Genomic DNA, 25,918 nt, shown 5'->3' with positions numbered 1-25,918 from the left:
CGGTTCTTGAAGGGTTTTCAATGAACGCCAGCGTTCCTGGCTGCCGTGCTGTCGCCGGCTGGCGCCGTCGGCAGGATCAGGGGTGTCACAGGGATCCAGAAGGTAAACCGGCACCCCACCACTTCGTCCCCATTGTAGAGGTTCTCGGCCTCCATTCTTCCCTGGTGGGACTCCACGATGCTGCGGCAAAGCTTCAGGCCTATGCCCATGCCTTCGGCCTTGGTGGAATAGAAAGCCTCATAGAGCCGGCCCATGACTTCGGGCGACAGGCCGCGCCCGGTGTCCAGGACCGAAAACTCCACCACGGCCTGGTCCTCGATCTGCTTGGGCACTACGCGCAGCTCGACGCTGCGGCGCGCCGTGGGCAGGTGGGCCTGCTCGATCGATTCAGCCGCGTTTTTCATCAGGTTGATCAGCACCTGCTCGATCAGGATGGGGTCCACCATGATTTCGGGCAGGCGAGCCGCGATGTAGTGGCTCAGGCGCACATGGTGGCGGCGCAACTCGATGTCGGCCAGTTCCATGGCGTTGCTGACCATGGTGGCCACGTCGGCCGCCATGCGGTTGGGCTCGCTGCGTTTGACGAAGGAGCGTATGCGCTGGATGATCTGCCCGGCGCGGTGCGCCTGCTTGGCGGTCTTGTCCAGCGCGATCAGCAGGTCTTCGTTGCTGATCTGCTTGCCCTTGATTCGCGAGACCATGCCGTTGCAGTAGTTGTTGATGGCCGTGAGCGGCTGGTTCAGCTCGTGCGCCACGCTGGAGGCCATCTCGCCCATGGTGATCAGGCGGCTGGCGGTCTGGGCCCGCTCGTTCTGCTGGGCGGCCTGTTCCTCGGCATGGCGCCGCGGCGTGATGTCGGTGGCGATCACCATCTGGGCCAGGCGGCCGTCCACCCAGGTCAGGTAGCGTGAACGCACTTCCAGCCATTTGCTGAGTTCGGGCACGTAGATTTCAGCGTTTTCCGTCTGCGCCGCCGTCAGCGTATCGGTCGGGAAGCCGGCCAGGCCGTCGACCGCGTCCAGCGTGTCGTCGGTGGGCACGGCGCTGGGCACGCCGGCCTGCGCGATCAGGTTCAGGTGGCCCGACACCTCGCCGCCAAACCAGGAGCGGTACAGCTTGTTGGCAAACAGCAGCTCTTCGCTGCCCAGCGGCGCCACGGAGACGGCAGCGTCCAGCCCTTCGAGCACCGTGGTGAAGCGCTCATAGGAGGCGGTCAGTTCCTCGCGTATGCGCTTGGGCTCGGTGATGTCCGTCATGGAGGTCATCCAGCCGGTCTGCTGGCCGCGCGGGTCAATCAGCGGCGAGACGTACATGCGCGCGTCGAAGATCTGGCCGTTCTTGCGCTTGACGCGCACCTCGAAGCCGCCCGGCGGCGTGCGGCCGTGCAGCTCGTCGTCCAGCCGCTGCATCAGGGTGTCGATCTCGCCTTCCGGCCAGTGCGGGAACGGCGGTGTGCGGCCCACCAGGTCGCCTTCGGTCAGGCCCGTCATCTGGCAGAAGGCCGGGTTGACGTAGGTGATGCGGCCCTGCAGGTCAAGCGCGCGCATGCCGGTCAGCATGGAGTTCTCCATGGCGCGGCGGAAATTGGTCTCGGCGATCAGCGCCTGCTGGGCCTGCACGCGGCGGCGCGTGTGGCGCCAGGTGCCCAGCAGCATCCACACCGTGAGCGCGCTCAGCGCGCTGACCAGCCAGAAAAAACCGCTACCGACCACGCCCAGCGAGGCGCGGTAGCCCTCGGCGCGTATCAGCAGGCCGTTGCCTACCGGCGAGACCGGTATCTCGTATTCGGCCGCGCCGTCGGACCAGGGCAGCAGCCTGGCCGCGGGATTGCGCGGCGGCGGCAGGTTGCCCGCCAGCACCCGGTTTTTGTCGTCGATCAGGGTCACCGCGTATTTGGCTGTGACCTCGGTCGGCACGCCGAAGCGCAGCAGCCCGTCGATGGAGTATTCGCCCATGATGACGCCGGCGAATTTTCCCTGGTCGTCCAGCGGCACCTGCAACTGCAGGGTGGGCGCGTTGTAGCCGCCGGCTTCCTTGGGCGTCAGCGGCCGGGAGTACACCGGCTGGCGCAGGTCCCGGGCCAGCTCGTAGGTGCCGTCGGTCTCGCCGACCTTGAGCTGTTCGCCGGCGCCGCGCAGCTGGCTGCCGTTGGCGCTGGGCGATACATAGGCCACCTTGATGCGCCGTTTGCTGTCCACCCAGGTCACCGCCATGAGTTCGGGGTACTGGTTGACCAGCGACTCGGCCTGGGTGATGAATTCCTCGGTGTCGACTTCCTTGTTGGAGACGTCGCGGCCTATGCGCATGAGCTGCTCCTGCCGCTCCAGCAGGCGCAGCCGAAGGCGCTGCTGGGCGTACTCCACGTCGCGTTTGACAGCCTGCTGCTCGCGGTCGATTTCCTCAATGCGCAGGTAACCGAAGGCGGCGATCACGGCCGCCAGGAAGAGCGCGACGGCCAGCAGCGGGCCCAGCGTGATGAAGCGGTCCTGGCGCGACGGCGACTGCCGCCGCCACCAGCGGCGCCACAAGGCCAGGGGAGCGGGGGGCACCGCGGATTCGGCGAGGGCAGGGGCTTGCTGGGTCATAGGAGGAATGGTGCAGTTTAAGGGAGATGCTCCCGGCATTCAGGGTTGACCCTGATCTTCGAAGGTGAAGCGCGGCGCGGCGATGCGATGGCAATGCCTCTGAAAAGGACCGTCCCGGGCCTGTTGATGCGACGTATGCTTACTTTTAAATTTCTTAATGTGAAATCAATAAGCACTATTTGAAATCTCACAAATATTATGAGAAACTAGGGACTTGAATCTAATTTGCGTTTACAACACGTTTAGACCAAGTTGGACACAGGCCCTGTGAGCGGCTCAATAAGAGGCCGCATCGCAGCTTAAACAAGCTTTACCAGGCTACTCAGGAGACAAACATGGCTGCCAATCCCACCCAAGCCGGCGACAACTTGCGCGCCGCCGCCAACGACGCGCTGGACAAAGACAGCCAGGAAACCCGAGAGTGGATGGACGCCTTGTCCGCCGTCATCGAAAGCGAAGGCCCGGAGCGCGCCCACTTCCTGCTGGAGCAACTCCTGGAGCACGCCCGCCAGAAAAGCATAGACATGCCTTTCTCGGCCAACACCGGCTACGTCAACACCATTGAAACTGACCAGGAAGAGCGTTCGCCCGGCAACCTCGAGATCGAGGAGCGCCTGCGCGCCTACATGCGCTGGAACGCCATGGCCATGGTGGTCAAGGCCAACCGCCTGCACCCCGCCGACGGCGGCGATCTGGGCGGCCACATCGGCTCCTTCGCCTCGCTGGCCAGCCTGTTCGGCGCCGGCTTCAACCACTTCTGGCACGCCGAGAGCGAAAACCACGGCGGCGACTGCCTCTACATCCAGGGCCACGTGTCGCCCGGCGTCTATGCCCGCGCCTATCTTGAAGGACGCCTGACCGAAGAACAACTGCTCAACTTCCGCCAGGAAGTCGACGGCAAGGGCCTGTCCAGTTACCCGCATCCCAAGCTGATGCCCGAGTTCTGGCAGTTCCCCACCGTCTCGATGGGCCTGGGCCCGCTGATGGCGATTTACCAGGCGCGTTTCCTCAAGTACCTGCATGCTCGCGGCATCGCCAACACGGAAAACCGCAAGGTCTGGGCCTTCCTCGGTGACGGCGAGATGGACGAGGTCGAATCCATGGGTGCCATCGGCCTGGCCGCGCGCGAAAAGCTCGACAACCTGGTCTTCGTCATCAACTGCAACCTGCAGCGCCTGGACGGCCCGGTGCGCGGCAACGGCAAGATCATCCAGGAGCTCGAAGGCGAGTTCCGCGGCGCCGGCTGGAACGTCATCAAGCTGCTGTGGGGCAGCAACTGGGACCCGCTGCTGGCCCGCGACAAGGACGGCGCGCTGCGCAAGATCATGATGGACACGCTGGACGGCGACTACCAGGCCATGAAGGCCAATGACGGCGCCTATGTGCGCAAGCATTTCTTCGGCCAGGATCCGCGCACGCTCGAGATGGTCGCCAAGATGAGCGACGAGGACATCTTCAACCTGCGCCGCGGCGGCCACGATTCGCAAAAGGTCTATGCCGCTTTCCACAAGGCGGTCAACCACAAGGGCCAGCCTACCGTCCTCTTGATCAAGACCGTCAAAGGCTTCGGCATGGGCAAGATCGGCGAAGGCAAGAACAACGTCCACCAGACCAAAAAACTGGCCGACGAGGACATCAAGGCCTTCCGCGACCGTTTCAACATCCCCATCCCCGACAGCAAGCTGGCCGACATTCCCTTCTACAAGCCGGCCGACGACACGCCCGAGATGCGCTACCTGCACGAGCGCCGCAAGGCCCTGGGCGGCTACCTGCCGCACCGCCGCGTCAAGGCCGACGAGCAGTTCACCGTGCCCGCGTTGGAAACCTTCAAGTCGGTGATCGAGCCCACGGCCGAAGGCCGTGAAATCTCCACCACCCAGGCTTATGTGCGCTTCCTCACGCAGCTGCTGCGCGACCAGGCCCTGGGCCCGCGCGTCGTGCCCATCCTGGTGGACGAGGCCCGCACCTTCGGCATGGAAGGCCTCTTCCGCCAGATCGGCATCTACAACCCCGACGGCCAGAAGTACACGCCGGTCGACAAAGACCAGGTGATGTACTACAAGGAAGACAAGCAGGGCCAGATCCTGCAGGAAGGCATCAACGAGGCCGGCGGCATGAGCAGCTGGATCGCGGCGGCCACCTCGTACAGCACCAACAACCGCATCATGGTGCCCTTCTACGTGTACTACTCGATGTTCGGTTTCCAGCGCATCGGCGACCTGGCCTGGGCGGCCGGCGACATGCAGGCGCGCGGCTTCCTCTTGGGCGGCACCTCGGGCCGTACCACGCTCAACGGTGAAGGCCTGCAGCACGAAGACGGCCACAGCCACATCCTGGCCGGCACGATTCCCAACTGCATCAGCTACGACCCGACGTTTGCGCACGAAGTCGGCGTGATCCTGCACCATGGCCTCAAACGCATGGTCGAAAAACAGGACAACGTTTACTTCTACCTCACCCTGCTCAATGAGAACTACGCCATGCCCGGCCTCAAGCCCGGCACCGAAGAGCAGATCATCAAGGGCATGTACCTGTGCAAAGAGGGCGCCAAGCTCACGCCACGCGTGCAACTGCTGGGCTCCGGCACCATACTGCGCGAGTCGATCGCCGCGCAGGAACTGCTCGAAAAGGAATGGGGTATTGCCGCCAACGTCTGGAGCTGCCCGAGCTTCAACGAACTGGCCCGCGATGGCCAGGCCGCCGAGCGCTGGAACCTGCTGCACCCGGCCGACAAGCCCCAGGTGTCCTTCGTGGCCCAGCAGCTTGAAAAGCACACCGGCCCCGTCATCGCGTCGACCGACTACATGAAGGCCTACGCCGAGCAGATCCGCCCCTTCATCCCCAAGGGCCGCACCTACAAGGTGCTGGGCACCGACGGCTTCGGCCGCAGCGACTTCCGCAGCAAGCTGCGCGAGCACTTCGAGATCAACCGCCATTACATCGTCGTGGCGGCGCTCAAGGCGCTCAGCGAAGAGGGCACGGTGCCGGTTGCCAAGGTGACCGAGGCCATCAAAAAATACGGCATCAATGTCGACAAGATCAACCCGCTTTACGCTTGAGTTAACACCCTGACGTAGACGCCCTGAACGCCTGAAGCAAACGGAGACAAGAATATGGCAGTGGTAGACATTCAAGTTCCTGATATCGGGGATTTCGACGAAGTGACCGTGATCGAATTGCTGGTCAAGCCCGGCGACACCGTCAAGGCCGAGCAGTCGCTGATCACCGTGGAGTCCGACAAGGCCTCCATGGAAATCCCCTCCAGCCACGCGGGGGTGGTCAAGGAACTGCGGGTCAAGCTGAGCGACAAGGTCAAGCAGGGCTCGGTCGTGCTGACGCTGGAAGTGGCGGGCGCCGAAGCCGCCGCACCGGCTCCCGCCGCAGCGGCCAAGCCGGCCGCCGCGCCGGCAGCTCCCGCAGCCGCTTCGCCCGCACCGGCGCCTGTAGCTGCCCCTACGGCCTCCGGCCCGGTCGAAGTCCGCGTGCCCGACATCGGCGACTTCAAGGACGTGTCCGTCATCGAAGTGCTGGTCAAGCCCGGCGACACCATCAAGGCCGAGCAGTCGCTGGTCACCGTCGAATCCGACAAGGCCTCGATGGAGATCCCGTCTTCGGCCGCCGGCGTGCTCAAGGAACTCAAGGTCAAGCTGGGCGACACCGTCAACATCGGCGACCTGCTGGCCATCCTCGAAGGCTCCACCGCCTCGGCTGCGGGCGCATCGCCCGCTGCGGCGCCGGCCCCCGCGCCAGCACCTGCTCCCGCCGTCGCTGCTGCGGCAGCCGCGCCCGCACAGGCCACCGCATCGGTCCCCGCGAGCCAGCCGGCCCACGACCCCACCACGGCGCCGCAAGGCAGCCTGCCGCATGCCTCGCCCTCGGTGCGCAAGTTCGCGCGCGAGCTCGGCGTGCCGCTGGCCGAAGTCAAGGGCTCAGGCCCCAAGGGGCGCATCACGCAGGACGACGTGCAGGCCTTCACCAAGTCGGTGATGGACGGCAGCGTGCGCACCCAGGCGCAGGCCGCCAAGGCGCCGGCATCGTCCGGTGGTGGCGCCGGCCTCGACCTGCTGCCCTGGCCCAAGGTCGACTTCACCAAGTTCGGCCCGGTCGAGCGCAAGGACATGTCGCGCATCAAGAAGATCAGCGGCGCCAACCTGCACCGCAACTGGGTGATGATCCCGCACGTCTGCAACCACGACGACGCCGACATCACCGAGCTCGAAGCCTTCCGCGTGCTCATGAACAAGGAAAACGAGAAAGCCGGCATCAAGATCACCATGCTGGCCTTCCTGATCAAGGCCTCGGTCGCCGCGCTCAAGAAATTCCCCGAGTTCAACGCCTCGCTCGACGGCGACCAGCTGGTGCTCAAGCAGTACTACAACATCGCCTTCGCCGCCGACACCCCGAACGGCCTGGTCGTTCCGGTCATCAAGAACGCCGACCAGAAGGGCATCGTGCAGATCTCGCAGGAGATGGGCGAACTCGCCAAGAAGGCGCGCGACGGCAAGCTGAGCCCGGCCGACATGTCCGGTGCCTGCTTCACGATCTCGTCCTTGGGCGGCATTGGCGGGCGCTACTTCACGCCCATCATCAATGCGCCTGAAGTGGCCATCCTGGGCGTCTGCAAGAGCTCGACCGAACCGGTCTGGGACGGCAAGGCCTTCCAGCCGCGCCTGATGCTGCCGCTGTCGCTGAGCTGGGACCATCGCGTGATCGACGGTGCCGCCGCCGCGCGCTTTAACGCCTACCTCGGACAGATCCTCGCCGACTTCCGCCGCGTCCTCCTTTAATCCAAAGATGACAACGCTTGTAGTCGTCAAAAAGGCGGGGCAGGTTGCCATCGCCGCCGACACGCTGGTCACCTTCGGCGACACCAGCCTGAGCAACCGCTTCGAGGCCAACAGCAAGATCTTCAAGGTCGACACGCCTGCCGGCATGAGCTACGTCGGCATGGCCGGCACGGTGGCGCATTTTCCGGTGCTGCGCAAGGCCATGGCGGCCCTGCCCAAGGACCAGCTCAAGCTGGGCTCGCGCGACGAGGTGTTCGATACCTTCGTCAAGCTGCATCCGCTGCTCAAGGAAACCTTTTTCCTGCAGACCAAGGAAGACGACAACGACCCTTACGAGTCCAGCCAGTTCACCGTCGTCATCGCCAACGCCAGCGGCATCTATGGCCTTTACAGCTACCGCGAGGTCTTTGAGTTCAAGGAGTTCTGGGGCATAGGCTCGGGCCGCAGCTTCGCGCTGGGCGCCATGCATGCCGCCTGGGACAAGGCCAAGACCGCGCGCGAAGTAGCCATGGCCGGCCTCAATGCGGGTTGCGAGTTCGACAAGAACTCCGCCGGACCCGTCGACATATTCACCCTTAAATTGAAAGCCTCCAAATGAGCGCATCCAGCCTGGTAGACATCAAGGTGCCGGACATTGGCGATTTTGACGAAGTGTCCGTGATAGAAGTGCTGGTCAAGGCCGGCGACACCATCAAGGCCGAGCAAAGCCTGATCACCGTGGAAAGCGACAAGGCCTCGATGGAGATTCCATCCTCCGCCGCTGGCGTGGTCAAGGAAGTCAAGGTCAAGCTGGGCGACAAGGTCAAGCAAGGTTCCGTGGTGCTGACGCTGGAGGCCTCCGGCGCCGCTGCCGCCGCTCCAGCGCCTGCGCCTGCGCCTGAGAAGAAAGCCGCCCCCGCTCCGGCCGCAGCATCTGCACCTGCTGCACCGGCCCCAACGGCCGCCAGCTTCAGCGGCTCCGCCGACCTCGACTGCGACGTGCTGGTGCTGGGCGCCGGCCCCGGCGGCTACTCGGCCGCCTTCCGCGCCGCCGATCTGGGCCTGAAGGTCGTGCTGGTCGAGCGCTACGCCACGCTGGGCGGCGTCTGCCTCAATGTCGGTTGCATTCCCTCCAAGGCGCTGCTGCATGTGGCCGCCGTGATGGATGAGGTCAAACATTTCGACAGCCTGGGTGTGAGTTTTGGGGAGCCCAAGCTCGACATCAACAAATTGCGCACGCATAAGGAAAAAGTCGTCGGCAAGCTGACCGGCGGCCTCACGGCCATGGCCAAGATGCGCAAGGTCACCACTGTGCGTGGTGTGGGCCAGTTTGTCGGCGCCAACCACCTGCAGGTCGAAGAAACCGCTGGGGCCGAGGGCCAGGAAAAGACTGGCAAGAAGCAGACCATCGCCTTCAAGAACTGCATCATCGCGGCGGGTTCGCAAGCCGTGCGCCTGCCTTTCATGCCCGACGATCCTCGCGTGGTGGACAGTACCGGCGCACTGGCCCTGAAGGAAGTCCCCAAGCGCATGCTGATCCTGGGCGGCGGCATCATCGGCCTGGAAATGGGCACTGTGTACTCCACCCTGGGCGCGCGCCTCGATGTCGTCGAGATGATGGACGGCCTGATGCAGGGCGCCGACCGTGACCTGGTCAAGGTCTGGCAGAAGATGAACGCACCGCGTTTTGACAACATCATGCTCAAGACCAAAACCGTAGGTGCCAAGGCGACCAAGGCCGGTATTGAAGTGACTTTCGAAGGCGAGGGCGCCCCGGCACCGCAGACCTACGACCTGGTGCTGCAGGCCGTGGGCCGCACACCCAACGGCAAGAAGATCGGCGCCGAGAAGGCCGGCGTCAGCGTGAGCGACCGCGGCTTCATCCCCGTCGACATCCAGATGCGCACCAATGTGCCCCACATCTTCGCCATCGGCGACATCGTGGGCCAGCCCATGCTGGCGCACAAGGCCGTGCACGAAGCGCATGTGGCCGCCGAAGTCATTGCCGGTGAACTGCAGGGCAACAAGGAACTGGCCAGCGCCGCCTTCAACGCCCGCGTGATCCCCAGCGTGGCCTACACCGACCCCGAAATCGCCTGGGTCGGCCTCACCGAGGACCAGGCCAAGGCGCAGGGCATCAAGGTCAAAAAGGGCTTGTTCCCCTGGACGGCCTCCGGCCGCGCCATCGCCAACGGCCGCGACGAAGGTTTCACCAAGCTGCTGTTTGACGACAGCCCCGAAGCCCACGGCCACGGCAAGATCCTGGGCGGCGGCATTGTCGGCACCCATGCCGGCGACATGATCGGCGAGATCGCGCTGGCCATCGAGATGGGCGCCGACGCGGTCGATATCGGCAAGACCATACACCCGCACCCCACGCTGGGCGAAAGCATGGGCATGGCCGCGGAAGTGGCGCACGGCAGTTGCACCGACTTGCCGCCTGCGCGCAAGTAATTGCACCAGGGCCGATCCCAAGCCTGAACCTTGACGGGTTCGGGCTTTTTTTTTGCTTCAGCCTTGTCTTAAATGTCGGTAATGAACATGCCTGAGACTGGCGACAAAAGCATTCTTGTGTTGTTTTGCCGTCGTCGAAGCGATCAATAGTCGCTGTTTGCGGGGGCATCCCCTTAGAATTTCCGCGACGCCAGCATTCCAAGTGTTGCGAGCGGGACGCGATTCGTTGCTGCCTGTCCGCACCATGGGGTACCCCCATGGTTGTTTTGTACTTTGCGATTTCGGCGCGTGAGCGGCCTGCGCATTCTGCGCACCCAGCTCACGCAGGACCTGCTGGTTGGGATGCGGGCGTCAACCCAATTCCATGCGCGAAGCCAACTCCCGATATCTGATTGCACGCGGCCTGGCTCGCGCACTGCTTGCCGACGCGGACAGGCCGGGAGGCACCGCCTTGCGCGCCTTGCAGGCCAGGGCCGCGGCAGCGCTCGGACAGCGCCCCGCATGGCTTCGAGAGTTGCTTGAACCCTTGGCTTTGCTGTCGGCTATCACCTGGCAAAAATTTGACGTTACTTCGCTTGCGCGGCGGCTCGACGCATCGCATGCCTTCGACCTGGCCTTTGGGAAGGAGGACGACGAAGACGAAGAGACCGACGACGCCAATGATGCGCAAAGCTTGCAGCAGAACCTTGGCCATGATGATCCCGAACCGGAAAAGCCACCGCGCATTCGCCGGCTGATTCTGCGGCCACCGGTGATGCGGCCCCGGCCTATGGGGCTGGAAGCCTGCGTCTTGCCTGAGATCACCACGGATGCTGATCTAATGCGCTGGCTCCAGCTTTCGCGCGAGCAACTGCGCTGGCTGGCGCCGACGACACCGCCGGTAGTTGAGCACTACCGTTACAGCCTGCAGGCCAAACAGACGGGTGGCCTGCGCCTGCTCGAGACGCCCAAGGCGGAACTCAAGCGTGTGCAGCGCCGCATCCTGCACACGCTGCTAAGCCAGGTACCTGTGCATGAAGCCGCGCACGGCTTTAGCACCGGCCGTTCAGTCAAGACCCATGCGGCGGCCCATGCGGGACAGGCCGTGGTCATCCGTTTTGATTTGCGCGATTTCTTTGGCAGCGTGGGGGGTGCTCAAGTCAACGCTGTATGGCGTACCTTGGGTTACCCCGAAGGCATCGCGCGAAGCCTCACCACACTCTGCACGCACCGCACGGCGAAAATGGTTGTTGAGCGTTTGCGCGACGATGGCGGGCTAGACTGGATGGGTGCCAAGCGCCTGGGCTCCGCGCATTTGCCGCAGGGCGCACCTAGCTCCCCGGCACTGGCCAACCTCTGTGCTTTCAACCTCGATCTGCGGCTTGAAGGATTGGCCTGGGTGTTCGGCGCGAGTTATACGCGCTATGCCGATGACCTTGTATTTTCTGGGCCGGAGTCGCTGCGCCGGCAGTTTCGCGCCTTGCATGCCTGGGTTGCAGAGATCGTCCGGGAGGAAGGTTTTACCCTGCATCCGGACAAGACGCGTTGCCTGCCCCGGCATCAGCGCCAGCGTGTGACCGGCGTCGTGGTCAACGTCCGTCCGAATGTGCCACGAGACGATTTTGACCGGCTTAAAGCGTGTTTGCATCAAAGTGTGCTGCACGGGCCGGCATCGCAAAACGTGGACCGGCTTGCCGACTTCCGCTCGCACCTGCTGGGCAGGATCGGCTGGGTCGGGCAATTCAGCATGACGCGCCAAGCCAGACTCATGCGCCTGTTTGAGCAGATCGACTGGCGAACTGGGGGCCTTTAGGGCCGCACGCCCGGCGCCTCCATGACCATGCCCTTGGCACGTGTCTTGAGGTAGAGCTCCAGCTCCAACAGTTCCTGCGCGCCATAGGAAAAGGGCTCGGCGCGCACGCCGCTCATGCAGCCGCGCAGGCGGCGCTGCAGCGAGCCCATGGCCTGCCATTCGAGGCGGTACACCGGGTAGCCTGTCGGGTGCGCTTCGGGGATCAGGCTGCCGGCCAGGCGTTTGCCGGGCAGGCCGTCGTGGCATTGTGCGCAGGACAGGTTGAGCTGGCCAATACGTTGCATGAACAGCTGCTGGCCGCGCTGGCGAAACGGTTCCAGCCTGGCATCGTCGGGCGGCGCCAGCGGCAGGCCGCGCGACTGCAGCGCGACATAAGCTTCCAGGCCCAGCAGTTCCTGGCTTTCGGGGCGCAGCGGCGCGGCCTGCTGGTGCTGCTGGCGGCATTGGTTGATGCGCTGGCCCAGGGTGAGGGGGCGGCCCAGGCCGGCATCAAACGCCGGGTAGCGCGCCGCCACGCCGCGCATGCTGCTTTGCGCCGCCGCGTGGCAGCTGACGCAGGCCTTGCCGCTGGCGCCCGCCGGCTGCTTCCACAGTGCCTCGCCGTCCTGCACCCACAGCATGCCGGGGTTGAGTGCATCGTCTTTCTGCATGGCCTGGGTAGCGGCGCCCATGTCTTCAAAGCCCGAGCGGCGGCTGTCCTTGGGGGGAGGGGTTTGCGCGCCGGCGGTGCCCATCAGGCACACCAGCAGCAGGGCCAGGATGCGCGTCATGCCGTGACGGCCAGCTGGATGCTTTCCGCCTGCGAAAAACCGTTGTCGCCTTCCCAACTGAGCACCAGTGTGCCGCTCTCAGTGGCCACGGTGTGGAAGGCGATATAGGGATTGGCCGAGACGGCCGAAAACAGCTCGGCGCTGAAGACCAGCTCGCCGTTGTAGCGGCAGCTGAAGGTCTGGATGATGTTGCGCGGCAGGACCTTGCCATCCTCGCCGGCGCGAAAACCGGTTTCCATGGGGTGGCCTATGGTCGCGCGTATTTCTATGACTTCGCCGCGTCGGGCGGTGGAAGGGGCATTGATCAGGGTGCGGGCCATCAGGGGTCACCTTCTATGCAGGCCGCCAGGGTGACGATCACGTTCACCGTATGCGACCAGTAGCTGTCGTCGCTCATCCGCGCGACGGCGACGAGTTGCTGCGAGGTGGCCAGCCGTATGCGCGTGCTCACGCTGGCCTTGCCGGCGCGCGGGCCCAGCGTGAAGCGGGCCACGTCGCGCTGGGGATTTTTCTCGTTGAAGACGGCGATGCTTTTGACATGGTCGGCAGCGGTCATGGGGCTGTCCACCGTCACGGTGATGGGTACCACATTGCCGTTGTCGACCAGCTCGGCAATGTCAAGCTTGACCTTGCCCGTGCGAACCGGCGCGCCCTGGGTGTAAGCCGCCACGGCCACCGCCAGGTCGCCCGCGGCGGCGGAGGCGGAGGCGGGGCGCAGCACCACCCCCATGGCCAGGCCGGTGGCGCCCACGAGGATGTGGCGCCGGCGGGGCAGGGTGGGTGGAGGCATGGGCAGCGTCATGGCCGTCTTAGTTCCGCAGCGTGCGCAGGAAAGCCACCACGTCCTCGATCTGCTGTGGGTTCATGATGGGTTTGCCCTGCCAGACGGTGCCCACGCGCACCAGGCCCTCGCTGCGGTAATAGGCGGGCATCATGCTGGCCGGGTTCAGGTGCTGCGCGTCGGCGATGCGCAGGCGCAACTGGCCTTCGCTCCAGCGCGAGCCCGCGCCCGCGAGGTCGGGCGCCAGGTTGCCCTGGAAGCGTTCTTCGGGAATCGGCCCGCTGTGGCACAGCAGGCACAGGCCCAGTTGCCGGCTCGCGACGAGGGCGCGGCCGCGCGCCGGGTCGCCGGGGGTGGCCGTCAGTGCCTGCGGGATGGCGTCGCCGACGACCTGCAGCGGCGGCTGTTGTTGCTGTGGTTGCTGTTGTTGCGCGAAGCCTGTCCAGGGCGCCACCATCATCACCCCGCCGGCGATGGCGCCTTGCCAGTTCATGCCTTCTTGAGGTCGTGGTTTTTCAGCGGCAACTCGCGTATGCGTTTGCCCGTGGCCGCGAACACGGCATTGAGCACTGCCGGCGCGGCGACCGCGATGGTCGGCTCACCCACGCCGCCCCAGAAGCCGCCCGAAGGCACGATAAGGGTTTCCACCGCTGGCATGTGCTGCATCTGCACGACCGGGTAGGTGCTGAAGTTGTCCTGCTCCATGCGGCCGTCTTTTTGCGTGCATTCGCCGAACAGGGCCGCGGACAGGCCGTAGGCGAAAGAGCCTTCGACTTGGGCCTCGATCTGCTGCGGGTTGACGGCGTAACCCGGATCGGTGGCCGCCACAATGCGGTGGATCTTGAGCACCCCGTCCGGGCTCACCGACACCTCGGCGCAGGCCGCCACATAGCTGCCGAAGCCCATGGTCTGGGCCAGGCCGCGGTAGACCTTCTGGCCGCCCACGTCGGGCGGCGCCACACCCCACTTGACGCGCTCGGCCACCGCGTTGAGGACGGCCAAGTGCTTGGGGTGATTGCCCATGAGCTTGCGCCGCAGGGCCAGCGGGTCTTGTTTGGTGGCGAAGGCGATTTCGTCGATAAAGGACTCGAGGTAGATGGTGTTCTGGTTCAGGTTCACGCCGCGCCAGAAACCGGGCGGCACGCTGGGGTTGCGCATCGCATGGTCTATCAGCAGGTTGGGAAAGCTGTAGCCTATGGAGGCCTCGGGCCCCGGCGCGTTCAGCCCCTGGAACTGCACCGGGTCCAGCCCGTTGCGTATGTTCTGCGGCGCCACGCCGGCCAGGATGGACTGGCCCGAGATGCGCATGTGCAAAGCCGTGACATTGCCCTGCGCGTCCAGCCCGGCCTGCAGCTTGCACTGCGTCACCGGGTGGTAGCGGCCGTGCAGCATGTCTTCCTCGCGCGTCCACAGCAGCTTCACCGGCACGCCTGGCATCTGCTTGGCGATGTCCACGGCCTGGCGCACCCAGTCATGCACCGCGCCGCGCCGGCCGAAGCCGCCGCCCAGGTGAATCTTGTAGACCTCGCATTTGCTGGCTGGCAACCCGGCCGCTTCAGAGGTGGCGGCCAGCGCCGCTTCGCCGTTCTGGGTGGGCGTCCAGACTTCGCAGCGCTCGGGCGTCCAGCGCGCGGTGGCGTTCATGGGCTCCATGGTCGCGTGGTTCTGGTGCGGGTAGGCATACACCGCTTCGATGCGCCTGGCGGCTGACGCCAATGCCGCTTTGGCGTCGCCATTCTGGTTTCCGACGGCCGCATCGGGTGCATCCAGTCCGGCCTTGAGCATCTGGGCCACGCTGGCGCTGGAGTTGGCGACATTGGGGCCGTTGTCCCATTCGATGGGCAGCGCGTCGAGTGCGGTCTTGGCGCGCCACCAGGTGTCGGCCACGACGGCCACCGCGCTGTCCCCGACTGCCAGCACTTTTTTCACGCCGGGGCGTTTTTCGATTGCGGCGGCATTAAAGCTCTTGACCTTGCCGCCGAACACCGGGCAGTCCTTGATGGCCGCATTGAGCATGCCTGGCAGCTTGAGGTCGGCGCCGTAGACCTGCTTGCCCGTGACCTTGTCCTGCGTGTCCAGGCGCGCCAGGCGCTTGCCCACGAGTTTCCAGTCCTTCGGGTCCTTGAGCGTGACTTCGGCGGGCGGGGCCAGCCTGGACGCCGCGACCGCGACCTTGCCGTAGCTCACGCTGCGGCCGCTGGGCGTGTGCGTGATGAGGCTGTTGGCGGCACGGCATTCGGACACCGGCACCTTCCAGTCATCGGCCGCGGCCTGCACCAGCATCATGCGCGCGGTGGCCCCGCCCTTGCGCACATAGTCGTGCGATTCGCGTATGCCGCGGCTGCCGCCGGTGGAGAAATTGCCCCAGGCCCGGTTGCGCGCGAGGTTTTGCCCCGGTGTCGGGTATTCGGTGCTGACTTTCGCCCAGTTGCATTCCAGCTCCTCGGCCACGAGCTGCGCCAGGCCGGTCAGGCTGCCCTGGCCCATTTCAGAGCGGGCGATGCGGATCACCACCGTGTCGTCGGGACGCACCACCACCCAGGCGTTGATCTCCTGTGTGTCGGTGCCCTGGGCCGCGGCCATGCCGGCGAAGGGAATATGGAAGGCGACCACCAGGCCGGCCGATGCGCCCGAGGCCAGGAAGCGGCGGCGCGACAGCGGGGGCGATGCCAAAGCGGATGAGGAGGGCAGGGTGGTGGTGCTCATGTCGTGCTCCCGTCGGTGTGCTGGATGGCGAGCGCCGCGCTTTTGGTGTTGCCGCCCGAGGCAACGACCTTGATGGCGGCGCGTATGCGGTTGTAAGTGCCGCAGCGGCAGATATTGGTCATGGCCTCGTTGATGTCGGCGTCCGTCGGGTTGGGCTTGGCCTTGAGCAGCGCCGCCGCCGTCATCACCATGCCGCACTGGCAGTAGCCGCACTGCGGCACGTCCAGCGCGACCCAGGCTTTTTGCACCGGGTGCGAGCCGTCGGGCGACAGGCCTTCGATGGTCACGATTTTCTCGGCCGCGCCGACTGTGGAGACGGGCCGCACGCAGCTGCGTGTGGGCACGCCGTCGATGTGCACGGTGCAGGCACCGCAGGCGGCGATGCCGCAGCCGTATTTGGTGCCGGTAAGCCCGAGCTGCTCGCGCAGGACCCAGAGCAGCGGTGTGTCGTCCTCCACTTCAAACTCACGCACGGTACCGTTGACGTTCAGCTTTGCCATGGATGCGCTCCTCGCGATTGAAAGAACAGAATGGGCCGGAAGATAGTAGCGCCGGCGCATGTCGGATGCACCAGGGACTTCTATACCTGAGTAATGTGCTGACTTGCTCTTAATAATTAAGTTCGGCCGGGTAAACCCTTGTGACGGCCGGTGGCTTGCCTTAGCAAACTTGCGCCAGCGGCAAGTCCATGAAAGCCGCATAGCGCTGCGCGGCAAGCCGCAGCGCACCGGCGCTGCCGCGCGGCAGCGGCGTGAACGGCGCGGTGCTGATGCTGAGCCCGCTTTTTTTGACTTCCGCCTGCCAGGTGCCGGCCACGCGGCCGCCGATGAGCAACGCGGGGCGGAACAGGCCGTTGGGCGTCATGAGCTTGCCGGCATGCGCCGTATCGACGATGGCTTTGCGGTCGGTGTAGCCCAGCACATACTCGTCAAAGCCCGCCAGCAGCTGCGGCGCCGGCTTGCCGGTCGGCTGGGCAAGCGCTTGCGTACCTTTGGACCACCAGACGGTGTCGCGCTCAAACAGCGCGTGCGCGAGGCCGGGCGCAGCCATCTCCAGCGCCGCCCTGGCCTCACCGGCCGCCAGCCCGGACCACCACGTGAAGTCCGCCAGCGTTGCCGGGCCGTGGCTGGCGAAATAGCGCTGTGCCAGTTTTTTCAATGCATCCTCGCGCGGCAGTTCAGGCTGCGGCGGCAGCCATTCGTCGAGCAGGGTGTAGCGGGCCTGCTTGCCCTGCGGGTCGCCCAGGCAGATCAGCCCGGCCTGGGCCGCGCGGTAGAGGATGCGCCCGCCGCGCGGGCCTTCGGTGTCTATGCGGCGTCGGGCGAGTGCGGCAAAAAGTTCTGCGCGTGTCAGTTGCTGCCCGCCTTCAAGGCATTTGCGCAAGGCCGGCAGGATCTTGCGGAAGGCGGCCTCATCAAGGTTCACCTCGCGGTAGGCGGCCGCGGTGCGGGTCAGCAAGGCCGGCGCTGCCAGGGCCAGCAGCCAGCGCAGGTCGGCGGCCGCCGCCAGATGCAGCGTGCCACGCAAGACCCAGCTGCGCACCACCTTGCGGCCGGCCAGCGCGCCTTCTATCGCCGCGTCGGTGACGGCGACAGGCTCCGCGAAGCGTGAACCGACGGCCCAGCGCGCATGGGCATATTCCTGCGCCTGCACCGCGCCCATCCATTGCACGGCCTGCTCGACCCGCTTGAAACCGGCCGGCCCGGAAGGCATGGAAGGCACGGGGGCCAGGCGATGGCTGGCCAGCCGCAACGCGATCAACTCCTGCCTCGAGATGTCGGCCATGCTCAGGCCATGCTTTCGATCATCGCGAGCATGCGGCTTTGCCAGGCTGCCGGCGAAAAGCGTTCGCGCAGCAGCGTTTGTGATGCCTTCACCATGGCCTCGCGCCGCGGCACGTCGGCCAGCAGCTCGGCACAGGCCTGCGGCAGGTCCTCCAGTCCGGCCATCACCATGTGCACGCCGGGAACAATGCCGAAATCCTCCCAGCCCTCAAAGCTGTCGGACACCACGGCCGTGCCGGCCGCCCAGGCTTCGAAGGTGCGGAACTGGTCGAAGTAGCGCAGTTCGGGATCGGCATGCACGTTGAGGTTGATGCGCGCGCCCGCGCGGCAGGTATCGCGCGCCGCGCCCCACAGGCCGCTCCAGATGAATTCGGCCTTCAGGGGGTTCACGCCGGCGAGGAAGAGGCGCTCGGCTTCGCGCCGCCTGGCCGTCTCGCCACCCAGCATGACGATGTCCCGTGTCCTGTCCGCTTCGGGCAGCGGCGCGCGCACATGTTTGCCCGCCACCAGATAGGGCAGGCGGAAGGTGGTGAGGGCCGGGAAATGCTGCGCGAGGTAGCGTTCGATGGATGCATCCATGGCCATCACGGCATGCAGGCCGGGCGCGATGGCGTCGAAGAGATCGGCCTTGTGCCGGTGCACCGTGGCCGATGCGTTTCGCGTCAGCGGGTCGAACATCCACAGCACATGCTTGCCGTGCCGCGGCAGGCCGTGCCTGGCAAAACGCGGAAGGGCGTAAATGCCGGCGACGAGCAGGTTGATATCGCTAGGGCCCACCTCCGGCAGCGGCGCCTCGGTGCTGTTGCCCATGTCGATGAACTCGACCTCGTGCCCGGCTTGCAGCAGGACGTCCATCCACAGCCGGACGGCACGGCCGAACAGGGTGTCTATGTCGGTATAGAGATGGAATCTCAATGCGTTTTCCGTTTTTTCTTTTTGCCTCTTATAGCGCAATTTCGCCGCGCGACGGGGGGCATCGGAAAACACGGGGCCGCTCACCAGGGGTTGTAGGTGCCTATGCTCCACAGGTGGCCTTCGGGGTCGCGGCAGCTGAAGCCGCGGCCGCCGTAGTCCTCGTCTTTGATGTCGATCACGATGGCGGCACCCGCCGCCTTGGCGCGCAGGTACACGGTGTCGGCATCGTGCACGCAGACATAGGCGCTTTGTGTTTCCACGCCTAGGGCCTGTTAACGCTATTAATGCAAGATGCGTTGCGAGTCAAAAAGGCCTTGAGCAAGGCGCAAAACGCAGACGGGGGAGACCCCGTCAAGGCTTTGCAACGCCGCGCAAGGCCTTTTTGATCGCAACCCGGAGGGAATGGGGTGAAAGCGGCGCCACTCGGCGTTGCGCTCCTAGCCCAGACGCCCGGTCTGGGCTTCGTCGCGCGCCTTGATTGGCGCCGTTTTCACCCCATTCGCATTTGCATTAATGGCGTTAACAGGCCCTAGTTCATCGGGCTGGCGTATCAGCTTGCCCCACTCGGTGGGCACCCTGCCCACCGAGCCCAGCATGACCATGCCGCCGTCCAGCGTGAGCTGGGCATGCGCGATGGAGCCATCGGGATTGGGATAGGCCGCCTGCTTTTCAAAACCGAAAGCGCTGCAGAGCCACTCGATGGCGGCGGCCGCATCCCGGTAGCGCAGGCAGGGAATGATGAGTGAGTTCGACATGGCAGGCCTCCTTCAGGTCAAGACAGACGCATGCAAACAGGCATGGACAACAAGGCGGGACTGCTGTTGATTTTGCACCTGCGGGTGCAGGCGTGCATGTGACAAGACGCTGGGTGCCGGAAAGCGGGGCAGCGGCATTAACGGCCGCGATCTACAAAAACTTTACACAGCCGCCCGCATTTTTTTAGGGTGATTCACGCCACGGTGAGGCAGCCGGACAAAGGCTTGCAGTAAGCCATAGGTAACAAGAAAGCCGGTTCTGCAAGCCTTAAAAGCAAAGGCGGAACTGTAAATGTAAGTAACAAGAATTCGTTACCAAAAAACGGCGAAAAATCATGACACAAAGTTGGCAGTTATTAATCACTTTTTCTTGCTTGTATCGTGTTTCACAATTGGTTACTGTGAACTAATTCACGAAAAAAGCTGTTTCGAGTGCGGGCAGCCGGGTCCAGCGATTGGTAACTTTCGACCTTTGAGTGGGATGTAGCAATGAAGCGTACCGATGGTGCAGGCATGCACAACGTTCTCTCTTATGCCCTTGCCCTGTACCTGGCTTTTCCAGTCGCCGCCCTGGCACAACAGCAACCCTCCACCGTAGACCCCGGGCGCCTTCGCGAACGTTTTGACTTTCAGCCCGCGCCTGAGCCCGCGCCGCCGCCGCCGCAGCTCAAGAGCGAGTCCGCCGAGCCCTTGCCGGATTCTCTCAAGGCGATACGCGTCACGCTCACGGAGGTCCGCATCGAGAGCAGCACTGTGCTGCCTGGCAATGCCTTGCAGGCGCGCGCCGACAGCTATACCGGGCGCGAGATCACGGGTGCCGACATCCTCGAACTTGCGTCTTCGCTCACCGCGATGTACCGCAACGCGGGCTACATTCTTTCGCTGGTCGTGGTGCCGCCGCAGTCGCTCGCGGACGGCACGCTGACGCTGCGCGTCATCGAGGGTTACATCGCCCGCGTGAACATCCAGGCGGGGCCTGGCGTGAGCGCCCATGTGCAGGAACAGCTGATGCGCATAGGCGAAAAGATCCAGGCCTCCAGGCCCATAGAGGGCCAAGTGCTGGAGCGCTACCTGCTGATCGCCAACGATTTTCCCGGCGTGGAATTGCGCAGCGTGCTCGCGCCTTCGCAGATGCCGGGGGCGGCCGACCTCACGCTGGTAGCCAACGTCAAGAGGATGGAAGGCTTTGCCTCCATCGACAACTACGGCTCCAAATACCTCGGGCCCACCCAACTGACCCTGGGCGTGGTCGGCAACCAGCTGCTGGGCGTGAACGACCAGTGGCGTTTTGTCGGCGTGGGAACCGGCAACTCCGAAATGGCCTATGCCCAGCTTTCCTACAGCCAGGTTGTCAGCACGGAAGGTTTGCGGCTTTCGGCCGCCGTGTCCCGCGCCCGCACGCAACCGGGCGATGTGCTCAGGTCCTTTGATGTGCACGGCAGTGCCGACACGGTGTCGCTGTCCGCCGCCTACCCCCTGCTGCGCGGCCGCAACGAAAGCCTGACTGCGCGCGCGGCCTACGACCATTCCGACGTCCATACCGAGGTGCTGGGCACCCGCGTGATCGAAGACCGTATACGCGCGTTGCGCCTGGGCCTGAGCTGGCGCGTGCTGGATAGCCTGGACGGGCAGAACACGCTGGACGTCGATTTCAGCCAGGGTCTGGGCGGCACGCAGGAGTCCGATGTGCTCAAGAGCCGGGTGGGAGCCAAGGGCGTATTCAACAAATTCACCTTCGACTACGAGCGCTCGCAATTTGTTGGATCGAATTTTTCGTTCACCGTGGGCGTGGGCGGGCAGTGGGCCAATACGCCCCTGCTGTCGTCGGAGCAATACGCGCTGGGCGGACGGCGCTTCGGCCGGGCCTATGAACCGGCGGAACTCGTGGGTGAACGCGCGCTGGCCTTTCGTTTGGAGCCGCGTTATGCCGGCGCCGCTGCCGGCATGCCGGGGCTGAGGTCCTGGCAGTTGTTCGGCTTCTACGACATCGGCAAGGTCTGGAAAGTCGGCAGCGTCACGCCCGGAACGCCGGCCAGCCAGAGCCTGGCGTCCGCCGGCCTGGGGCTGCGCCTTTTCCTTGAAAAAGATGTGGTCGCCGCCATCGAGGCAGCCTGGCCGCTGACCAAATCCATCTCGAGCTACCAGACCGACGGCAAGAACCCGCGGCTGATGGGCTCGCTGCTGGCGCGGTTTTGATGATGCTCACTGGATCCGTCCCTGTTGTTCTTTGTCTTTTTTGCGTTCAAGAGGTGATTCCATGCAAGCCAAACTTCCTGCGAAGCGTTCGCGTCCTCCCGAACGGCGGCGGCCGTCCTTCGCGCTGAAAGTCCTTCCCGCCGCGGCGGCGCTGCTGTTCGCTCCGCCCGGTTGGAGCGTCGACATCGTGGGCGCGGCGGGCCTGCCGCAGAACGGTACGGTGACTTCCGGCACGGCCTCGGGTTCGGTGACGGGTAGCCAGATGACCATCAACCAGACCAGCAACCGGGCCGTGCTGAACTGGGACTCCTTCAACATCGATGCCGGCAAGGCTGTGCAGATCGCGCAGCCCAGCGCCGCGTCGGCCATCCTGAACCGCGTCACTGCCGACGCCAACCCCTCGCAAATCCTGGGCGGACTGTCGGCCAACGGCACGGTGATGCTGATGAATCCCAATGGCGTGATGTTTGGGCAGAGCGCCGTGGTGAACGTAGGCTCGCTGATCGCCACCACGGGCACGATTGACGAGAGCTACTTCCTGACCACCGGCGGCGCGAAGATCACGGGCGCTGCGGGCAGCATCGTGAACCAGGGCGGTATCACCGCGCAAGGCGCCGGGCTGGTGGCACTGGTCGCGCCTTCGGTCACCAACCAGGGCAGCATCAGAGCCACCGGCGGCACCATCGCCTTGGCCGGCGCCACTGCTGCCACGGTGTCGCTCAACGGCGGGCTGTATGAATTCGCCATTGCCGGCGGGGCGACGGGCAGTAGCGTGTCCAACGAGGCCGGCGCCAGCCTGAACGGCGCGAACTTGCGGCTGGGCGTGGGCGACGCGGCCAACCTGCTGTCGGGCGTGATCAACCTTGAAGGCGTGCAGCAGGCCAGCAGTGCCATCGTGGTGAACGGCAATGCGGTGGTGCTCAAGTCCGCGCTGCAGGCGCCCAGTGTCAGCGGCAATTCCAACCGGGTCGACGTCTACGGCGGCGCTCGCATCCAGAACGCCGTAGACGCCGTGGTCGCGGGCGGCACGGTCAATGTCGCGGCCGGGAGCTACAGCGGCAACGTCACCATCACCAAAGCGCTGACCCTGGACGGCGCGGGCGCGGGGCAGACGATACTGCAGTCCGCCTCGGCGGGCGTCGGTGACGGGGTGACCATCAATAACGCCTCCAACGTCACTCTTTCCGACTTGTCGATCGCCAACTACGGCAACGGCCTGCGCATAGACGGCACCTCCAACAACGTAACGGTCAATCGGGTCGCCTTCAACAACAACACCTCCGGCATGCGCAATGGCACGGCGACCCGGGCCGACAATTTCAGGATGCTGAACAGCAGCATCACTGGTGGGCAGATCGGCGTGCAGACCTACAATGGCTACCAGATGGTGGGCGGCCACCCGGTAGCCACGGGCTCTTTCAACAACGCCCTGTTCGAGAACGTCACGGTGGATGGCCCGACCTTCAAGGGCTTTTACCTTGAGACCGCGAACAACCTGACGCTCAGGAACGTCACCGTCATCAACGCCGGCAATTACGGCGCGCCCGCTTCATCGTCGCTGCACCAGCGTTACGGCGCGGGCATAGACATCAACCTCAAGTACGACGCTTTTAATTCGATCAATTTCGACAACGTGGTGGTCAGGAATTCGGGCTATAGCTCGAACGATCCGACGGCCGCGGCTGTGGTGATCAAGACCCGCGGCATTCCCGGCGACAGTGACTATGCCGCCGCGCCGGCCAGCCTGCAAAGCGTCAGTATTTCGGGCGGCAGCATAGAGGACTCCAGCCGCACCGGCATACGCTTCGAAACACTGAGCCGCGGCAATGGCAATGGCAATGGGAACGGGAACGGGAACGGGAACGGCGGCCAGACCAGCGTCACCATCACCGGCACCCAGTTCAAGAACAACGGGCAGGACATCGTGGTCGATGCCACCTCGGTCGATGCCCGCGGCGCCGTCTTTGTGGGCGCGGCCGACGGCTTTGCGATTGAAGACCGTGTGACCCATGCGCTGGATAGCGTTGGGCGCGGCCTGGTGACCTGGACGGACGGCAATGTCTATGTCACGCAGGCCAGTGGCAGCATACAGCGCGGGGTGGATGCCGTGGCCGCGGGCGGCACGGTGAATGTGGGCGGCGGCAGTTACGTCCAGGCGGCCACGCTGAATGTCAACCGCGGCGTGACACTGGCCGGTTCGGGCCAGGGAGCTACCGTGATAGACGCGCGCGGCGTCAGCGGCTACGGCATCAACGTGACGGCCGACAATGTGTCGCTCAGGGACTTCTCGCTCTACGGGCCCAGCGCCAATGTGGCCTCGGCCTACGGCATCAAGGTGGCCCCGGTCGGCGGGGCATCGGCCCGGTTGCGCAATTTTTCGATCAGCAACGTCACCAGTCGAGGCGCGGGCCGGGCCGAGCTGGACCTCAACGGTGTGGACGGCGCGCTCATCGACCATGTCACGGCCAACGGCGCGCCCGTGGGCAATGACGCGGGCAGCACGCAGGGCGCGGGCATCCAGCTGACCGACAGCGCCAACGTGACGGTCAGCAACTCCACCACGCGCAACAACGACTGGGGCGGCCTGGCGCTTTACCAGGCCAACCGCTTTTACAACCAGCAGATGAACAACATCACGGTGGCGGGCAACAACAGCTTCACCGAGCGCAACCCGGTCTACCTGCAGGACGAGTCGGCCAGCCGCAACTTCGGCACGCTCAGCATCGCCGGCTTCGATTTCGCGGTGCGCAACGCCAGCAGCGCGGGCGACAACAACCAGTACACCTGGCTGCAGGCCTCGCAGCAAAACGCGTTTGACTACGCGGTCAACCTTGGCAGTTCCGCCTCCAGCTATGTACAGGGCTGGAACGGCGCGCAGGCCACGCAGGACTTCCACGTCGGCATCGGCAGCCTGCTGGGCGGCGGCACGCAGGCCCTGTCGATCAACACGGCGCTGGGCAACGCGGGCAACGGCGCCAACATCCGCGTGGGCGCCGGCACCTATGCCGAGAACGTGGTGGTGAACAATCCCTACAACCTCTACTTCAGCGGCAGCACGTTGCACAGCCTGGCGCTCAATGCCGGCGCGGGCGGCTCCGGCATCGCCGGCACGGTGACGGCCGACGGCGTGGGGGGCATCGTGTTCCAGGCGCCGGTCAGCCTGCTGGGTGACACCACGCTGGCCACCCTGGGTGCCGACATCACGCTCAATGGCGATATCCAGAACGCCGGCGGGGCGGCCCGCGCGCTGAACCTGCTCGCCGGCTCCGGCGCCAGCCGCGGCAATGTGCATATGCTGTCGGGCGGCTCCGAGGCCAATGCGCTGGGCCAGTTCGAGGTGGTGTCCAACGCATTCAGGCTGGACAGCACGCTCTGGGTCAAGGGTTACGGCATAAACGCCCTGGGCAACGTCGCGCTGAGCAACCACACCCTGCGCGGCCAGGACGCCAGCGCCACCAACACCCTGAATGCCGGCGGCGACGTCAGCGGCTCCACCATCAGCCAGGGCGCCGTCCAGGTCACCAGCGGCGGCGACGTTTCGGCCAACGTAACGGCCAGCGCGGTGGCGGTGGCTGCTGTCGGCGATGTGAGCGGCACTACCACCAGCCAGGGCAATGTGCAGGTCAGCAGCAGCACCGGCGACATCAGCGGCACCATCAGCGGCAGCAACGTGACTGTGCAGGCGCAGGGCGACATCAGCGCCACCACCACCAGTGTGGGCACTGTGCAGGTCAGCAGCACCACCGGCAACGTCAGCGGCAGCATCAGCGGCACCAGTGTGGTCGTGCAGGCGCAGGGCGACATCAGCGCCACCACCACCAGCCAGGGCAATGTGCAGATCAGCAGCACCACCGGCAACGTCAGCGGCAACATCAGCGGCGGCAACGTGGTCGTGCAGGCGCCGCAGGGCGACGTGAATGTGGTGGTGGTGGCCTCAGGCTCTGCCTCGCTGGCCGGCGAATCGGTGGTGGCCAACGTCGTGGCGCCCGTAGTGGCGGTGGCCGCCGCCGGCGAGGCCCAGGTGACAGGCTCGTCCTCGCAGGTCACGGTGACGGCGGCCAGCGGCAGCGTCAGCGGAAATTTCGGGCAGGTGACGAATTCGGGCGGCGGCCTGGTCAACGTCAACGGCAAGCCCCAGGGCAACCAGCAGCTGTCGTCCAATGCCGAAAACAACCGCGTGATCCCGTCCGGCAGCAACCTGGCCGAAGGCGCCCCGGCCGAGCAGCCCGTGCTTCAGCTGGCCAAGGCGGCCGGCCTGGTGGGCGACACCGAGGTGCGCACGGTGCGGAGCTCACCGTCCGGCGCCGGCGAGGCCATAGACAACGGCCAAGCGGTGGAACTCGACATGTCGCCGAAAAACGAACGGGAGAAGGAATAAGGGCAAAAAAGCCCCGGCAAAAGGGCGCAAGGAATT

At 65.1% G+C, this 25,918-nt stretch carries 17 protein-coding genes and 1 pseudogene; 7 read left to right on the top strand and 11 right to left on the bottom strand.

Annotated features, from left to right (window positions below):
* Positions 1–17: 17 nt before the first annotated feature.
* A complete protein-coding gene (locus ACEN8I_RS14275; protein WP_413329152.1) occupies positions 18–2,585 on the bottom strand; it encodes a PAS domain S-box protein in 2,568 nt (855 codons plus the stop codon).
* A gap of 335 nt (positions 2,586–2,920) precedes the next feature.
* Here ACEN8I_RS14275 and aceE point away from each other — a divergent pair, with 335 nt between their 5' ends.
* From aceE to ACEN8I_RS14250, 5 genes are all read left to right on the top strand, one after another.
* Complete coding sequence (gene aceE, locus ACEN8I_RS14270; protein ID WP_413329151.1) at positions 2,921–5,644, top strand: pyruvate dehydrogenase (acetyl-transferring), homodimeric type; 2,724 nt, start codon at positions 2,921–2,923, stop codon at positions 5,642–5,644.
* A gap of 54 nt (positions 5,645–5,698) precedes the next feature.
* Positions 5,699–7,372 (top strand): dihydrolipoyllysine-residue acetyltransferase, encoded by a 1,674-nt coding sequence (gene aceF, locus ACEN8I_RS14265; RefSeq protein WP_413329150.1) that lies wholly within the window; start codon positions 5,699–5,701, stop codon positions 7,370–7,372.
* 7 nt (positions 7,373–7,379) lie between these two features.
* Entirely contained in the window at positions 7,380–7,970 is a 591-nt protein-coding gene (locus ACEN8I_RS14260; RefSeq protein WP_413329149.1) for an MFS transporter, read from the top strand.
* Positions 7,967–9,805 (top strand): dihydrolipoyl dehydrogenase, encoded by a 1,839-nt coding sequence (lpdA, locus tag ACEN8I_RS14255; RefSeq protein ID WP_413329148.1) that lies wholly within the window; start codon positions 7,967–7,969, stop codon positions 9,803–9,805. The genes ACEN8I_RS14260 and lpdA overlap by 4 nt, the downstream gene beginning before the upstream one ends.
* 364 nt (positions 9,806–10,169) lie before the next feature.
* Positions 10,170–11,597 (top strand): reverse transcriptase family protein, encoded by a 1,428-nt coding sequence (locus ACEN8I_RS14250; RefSeq protein WP_413329147.1) that lies wholly within the window; start codon positions 10,170–10,172, stop codon positions 11,595–11,597.
* Here the strand turns inward: ACEN8I_RS14250 and soxA are convergent.
* The 10 genes and pseudogenes from soxA to ACEN8I_RS14200 all read right to left on the bottom strand — a co-directional run bounded on the left by soxA (position 11,594) and on the right by ACEN8I_RS14200 (position 19,308).
* The gene (soxA, locus tag ACEN8I_RS14245) at positions 11,594–12,367 is read right to left on the bottom strand and encodes a sulfur oxidation c-type cytochrome SoxA (RefSeq protein ID WP_413329146.1); all 774 of its coding nucleotides are present in this window, start codon (positions 12,365–12,367) and stop codon (positions 11,594–11,596) included. The genes ACEN8I_RS14250 and soxA overlap by 4 nt on opposite strands.
* The gene (gene soxZ, locus ACEN8I_RS14240) at positions 12,364–12,687 is read right to left on the bottom strand and encodes a thiosulfate oxidation carrier complex protein SoxZ (protein WP_413329145.1); all 324 of its coding nucleotides are present in this window, start codon (positions 12,685–12,687) and stop codon (positions 12,364–12,366) included. Before soxZ ends, soxA begins: the two co-directional genes overlap by 4 nt.
* A complete protein-coding gene (locus ACEN8I_RS14235) occupies positions 12,687–13,157 on the bottom strand; it encodes a SoxY-related AACIE arm protein (RefSeq protein ID WP_413329144.1) in 471 nt (156 codons plus the stop codon). The genes soxZ and ACEN8I_RS14235 overlap by 1 nt, the downstream gene beginning before the upstream one ends.
* A gap of 19 nt (positions 13,158–13,176) precedes the next feature.
* Positions 13,177–13,641, bottom strand: coding sequence for a sulfur oxidation c-type cytochrome SoxX (gene soxX / locus ACEN8I_RS14230; protein ID WP_413329143.1), 465 nt, complete (start codon positions 13,639–13,641; stop codon positions 13,177–13,179).
* On the bottom strand, positions 13,638–15,854 hold the full coding sequence (locus tag ACEN8I_RS14225) for a molybdopterin cofactor-binding domain-containing protein (protein ID WP_413329142.1): 2,217 nt from the start codon (positions 15,852–15,854) through the stop codon (positions 13,638–13,640). Before ACEN8I_RS14225 ends, soxX begins: the two co-directional genes overlap by 4 nt.
* The gene (locus tag ACEN8I_RS14220; RefSeq protein ID WP_413329141.1) at positions 15,851–16,354 is read right to left on the bottom strand and encodes a (2Fe-2S)-binding protein; all 504 of its coding nucleotides are present in this window, start codon (positions 16,352–16,354) and stop codon (positions 15,851–15,853) included. Before ACEN8I_RS14220 ends, ACEN8I_RS14225 begins: the two co-directional genes overlap by 4 nt.
* Before the next feature lie 160 nt (positions 16,355–16,514).
* Complete coding sequence (locus tag ACEN8I_RS14215) at positions 16,515–17,639, bottom strand: winged helix DNA-binding domain-containing protein (RefSeq protein WP_413329140.1); 1,125 nt, start codon at positions 17,637–17,639, stop codon at positions 16,515–16,517.
* 2 nt (positions 17,640–17,641) lie between these two features.
* A complete protein-coding gene (locus ACEN8I_RS14210; protein ID WP_413329139.1) occupies positions 17,642–18,553 on the bottom strand; it encodes a glycosyltransferase in 912 nt (303 codons plus the stop codon).
* Positions 18,554–18,633: 80 nt separating this feature from the next.
* Positions 18,634–18,816 (bottom strand): annotated as a pseudogene (locus tag ACEN8I_RS14205) (VOC family protein); the annotation flags it as partial.
* Between the two features lie 174 nt (positions 18,817–18,990).
* Positions 18,991–19,308 carry a VOC family protein gene (locus tag ACEN8I_RS14200; protein ID WP_413329138.1) on the bottom strand — a complete coding sequence of 106 codons (318 nt, stop codon included), beginning with the start codon at positions 19,306–19,308 and terminating at the stop codon, positions 18,991–18,993.
* Positions 19,309–19,821: 513 nt separating this feature from the next.
* On the opposite strand from ACEN8I_RS14200, the gene ACEN8I_RS14195 reads away from it, so the two are divergent.
* Together ACEN8I_RS14195 and ACEN8I_RS14190 are read left to right on the top strand one after the other, a co-directional pair.
* Positions 19,822–21,504 (top strand): ShlB/FhaC/HecB family hemolysin secretion/activation protein, encoded by a 1,683-nt coding sequence (locus ACEN8I_RS14195; RefSeq protein ID WP_413329137.1) that lies wholly within the window; start codon positions 19,822–19,824, stop codon positions 21,502–21,504.
* A 61-nt stretch (positions 21,505–21,565) separates the two neighbouring features.
* A complete protein-coding gene (locus tag ACEN8I_RS14190) occupies positions 21,566–25,882 on the top strand; it encodes a beta strand repeat-containing protein (protein ID WP_413329136.1) in 4,317 nt (1,438 codons plus the stop codon).
* The last annotated feature ends 36 nt before the right edge of the window (positions 25,883–25,918 follow it).

Origin of the sequence: Polaromonas sp. CT11-55, assembly GCF_047303325.1 — a bacterium.
Classification (GTDB): domain Bacteria; phylum Pseudomonadota; class Gammaproteobacteria; order Burkholderiales; family Burkholderiaceae_C; genus Polaromonas.
The sequence above is the reverse complement of the archived record's forward strand: the minus strand, read 5'-3'. Positions and strand labels throughout refer to the sequence as shown.

Coding starts and splice junctions, on each gene's coding strand:
- ACEN8I_RS14275 (WP_413329152.1), bottom strand. CDS start 2,585: ATGACCCAGCAAGCCCCTGCCCTCGCCGAATCCGCGGTGCCCCCCGCT.
- aceE (WP_413329151.1), top strand. CDS start 2,921: ATGGCTGCCAATCCCACCCAAGCCGGCGACAACTTGCGCGCCGCCGCC.
- aceF (WP_413329150.1), top strand. CDS start 5,699: ATGGCAGTGGTAGACATTCAAGTTCCTGATATCGGGGATTTCGACGAA.
- ACEN8I_RS14260 (WP_413329149.1), top strand. CDS start 7,380: ATGACAACGCTTGTAGTCGTCAAAAAGGCGGGGCAGGTTGCCATCGCC.
- lpdA (WP_413329148.1), top strand. CDS start 7,967: ATGAGCGCATCCAGCCTGGTAGACATCAAGGTGCCGGACATTGGCGAT.
- ACEN8I_RS14250 (WP_413329147.1), top strand. CDS start 10,170: ATGCGCGAAGCCAACTCCCGATATCTGATTGCACGCGGCCTGGCTCGC.
- soxA (WP_413329146.1), bottom strand. CDS start 12,367: ATGACGCGCATCCTGGCCCTGCTGCTGGTGTGCCTGATGGGCACCGCC.
- soxZ (WP_413329145.1), bottom strand. CDS start 12,687: ATGGCCCGCACCCTGATCAATGCCCCTTCCACCGCCCGACGCGGCGAA.
- ACEN8I_RS14235 (WP_413329144.1), bottom strand. CDS start 13,157: ATGCCTCCACCCACCCTGCCCCGCCGGCGCCACATCCTCGTGGGCGCC.
- soxX (WP_413329143.1), bottom strand. CDS start 13,641: ATGAACTGGCAAGGCGCCATCGCCGGCGGGGTGATGATGGTGGCGCCC.
- ACEN8I_RS14225 (WP_413329142.1), bottom strand. CDS start 15,854: ATGAGCACCACCACCCTGCCCTCCTCATCCGCTTTGGCATCGCCCCCG.
- ACEN8I_RS14220 (WP_413329141.1), bottom strand. CDS start 16,354: ATGGCAAAGCTGAACGTCAACGGTACCGTGCGTGAGTTTGAAGTGGAG.
- ACEN8I_RS14215 (WP_413329140.1), bottom strand. CDS start 17,639: ATGGCCGACATCTCGAGGCAGGAGTTGATCGCGTTGCGGCTGGCCAGC.
- ACEN8I_RS14200 (WP_413329138.1), bottom strand. CDS start 19,308: ATGTCGAACTCACTCATCATTCCCTGCCTGCGCTACCGGGATGCGGCC.
- ACEN8I_RS14195 (WP_413329137.1), top strand. CDS start 19,822: ATGCACAACGTTCTCTCTTATGCCCTTGCCCTGTACCTGGCTTTTCCA.
- ACEN8I_RS14190 (WP_413329136.1), top strand. CDS start 21,566: ATGCAAGCCAAACTTCCTGCGAAGCGTTCGCGTCCTCCCGAACGGCGG.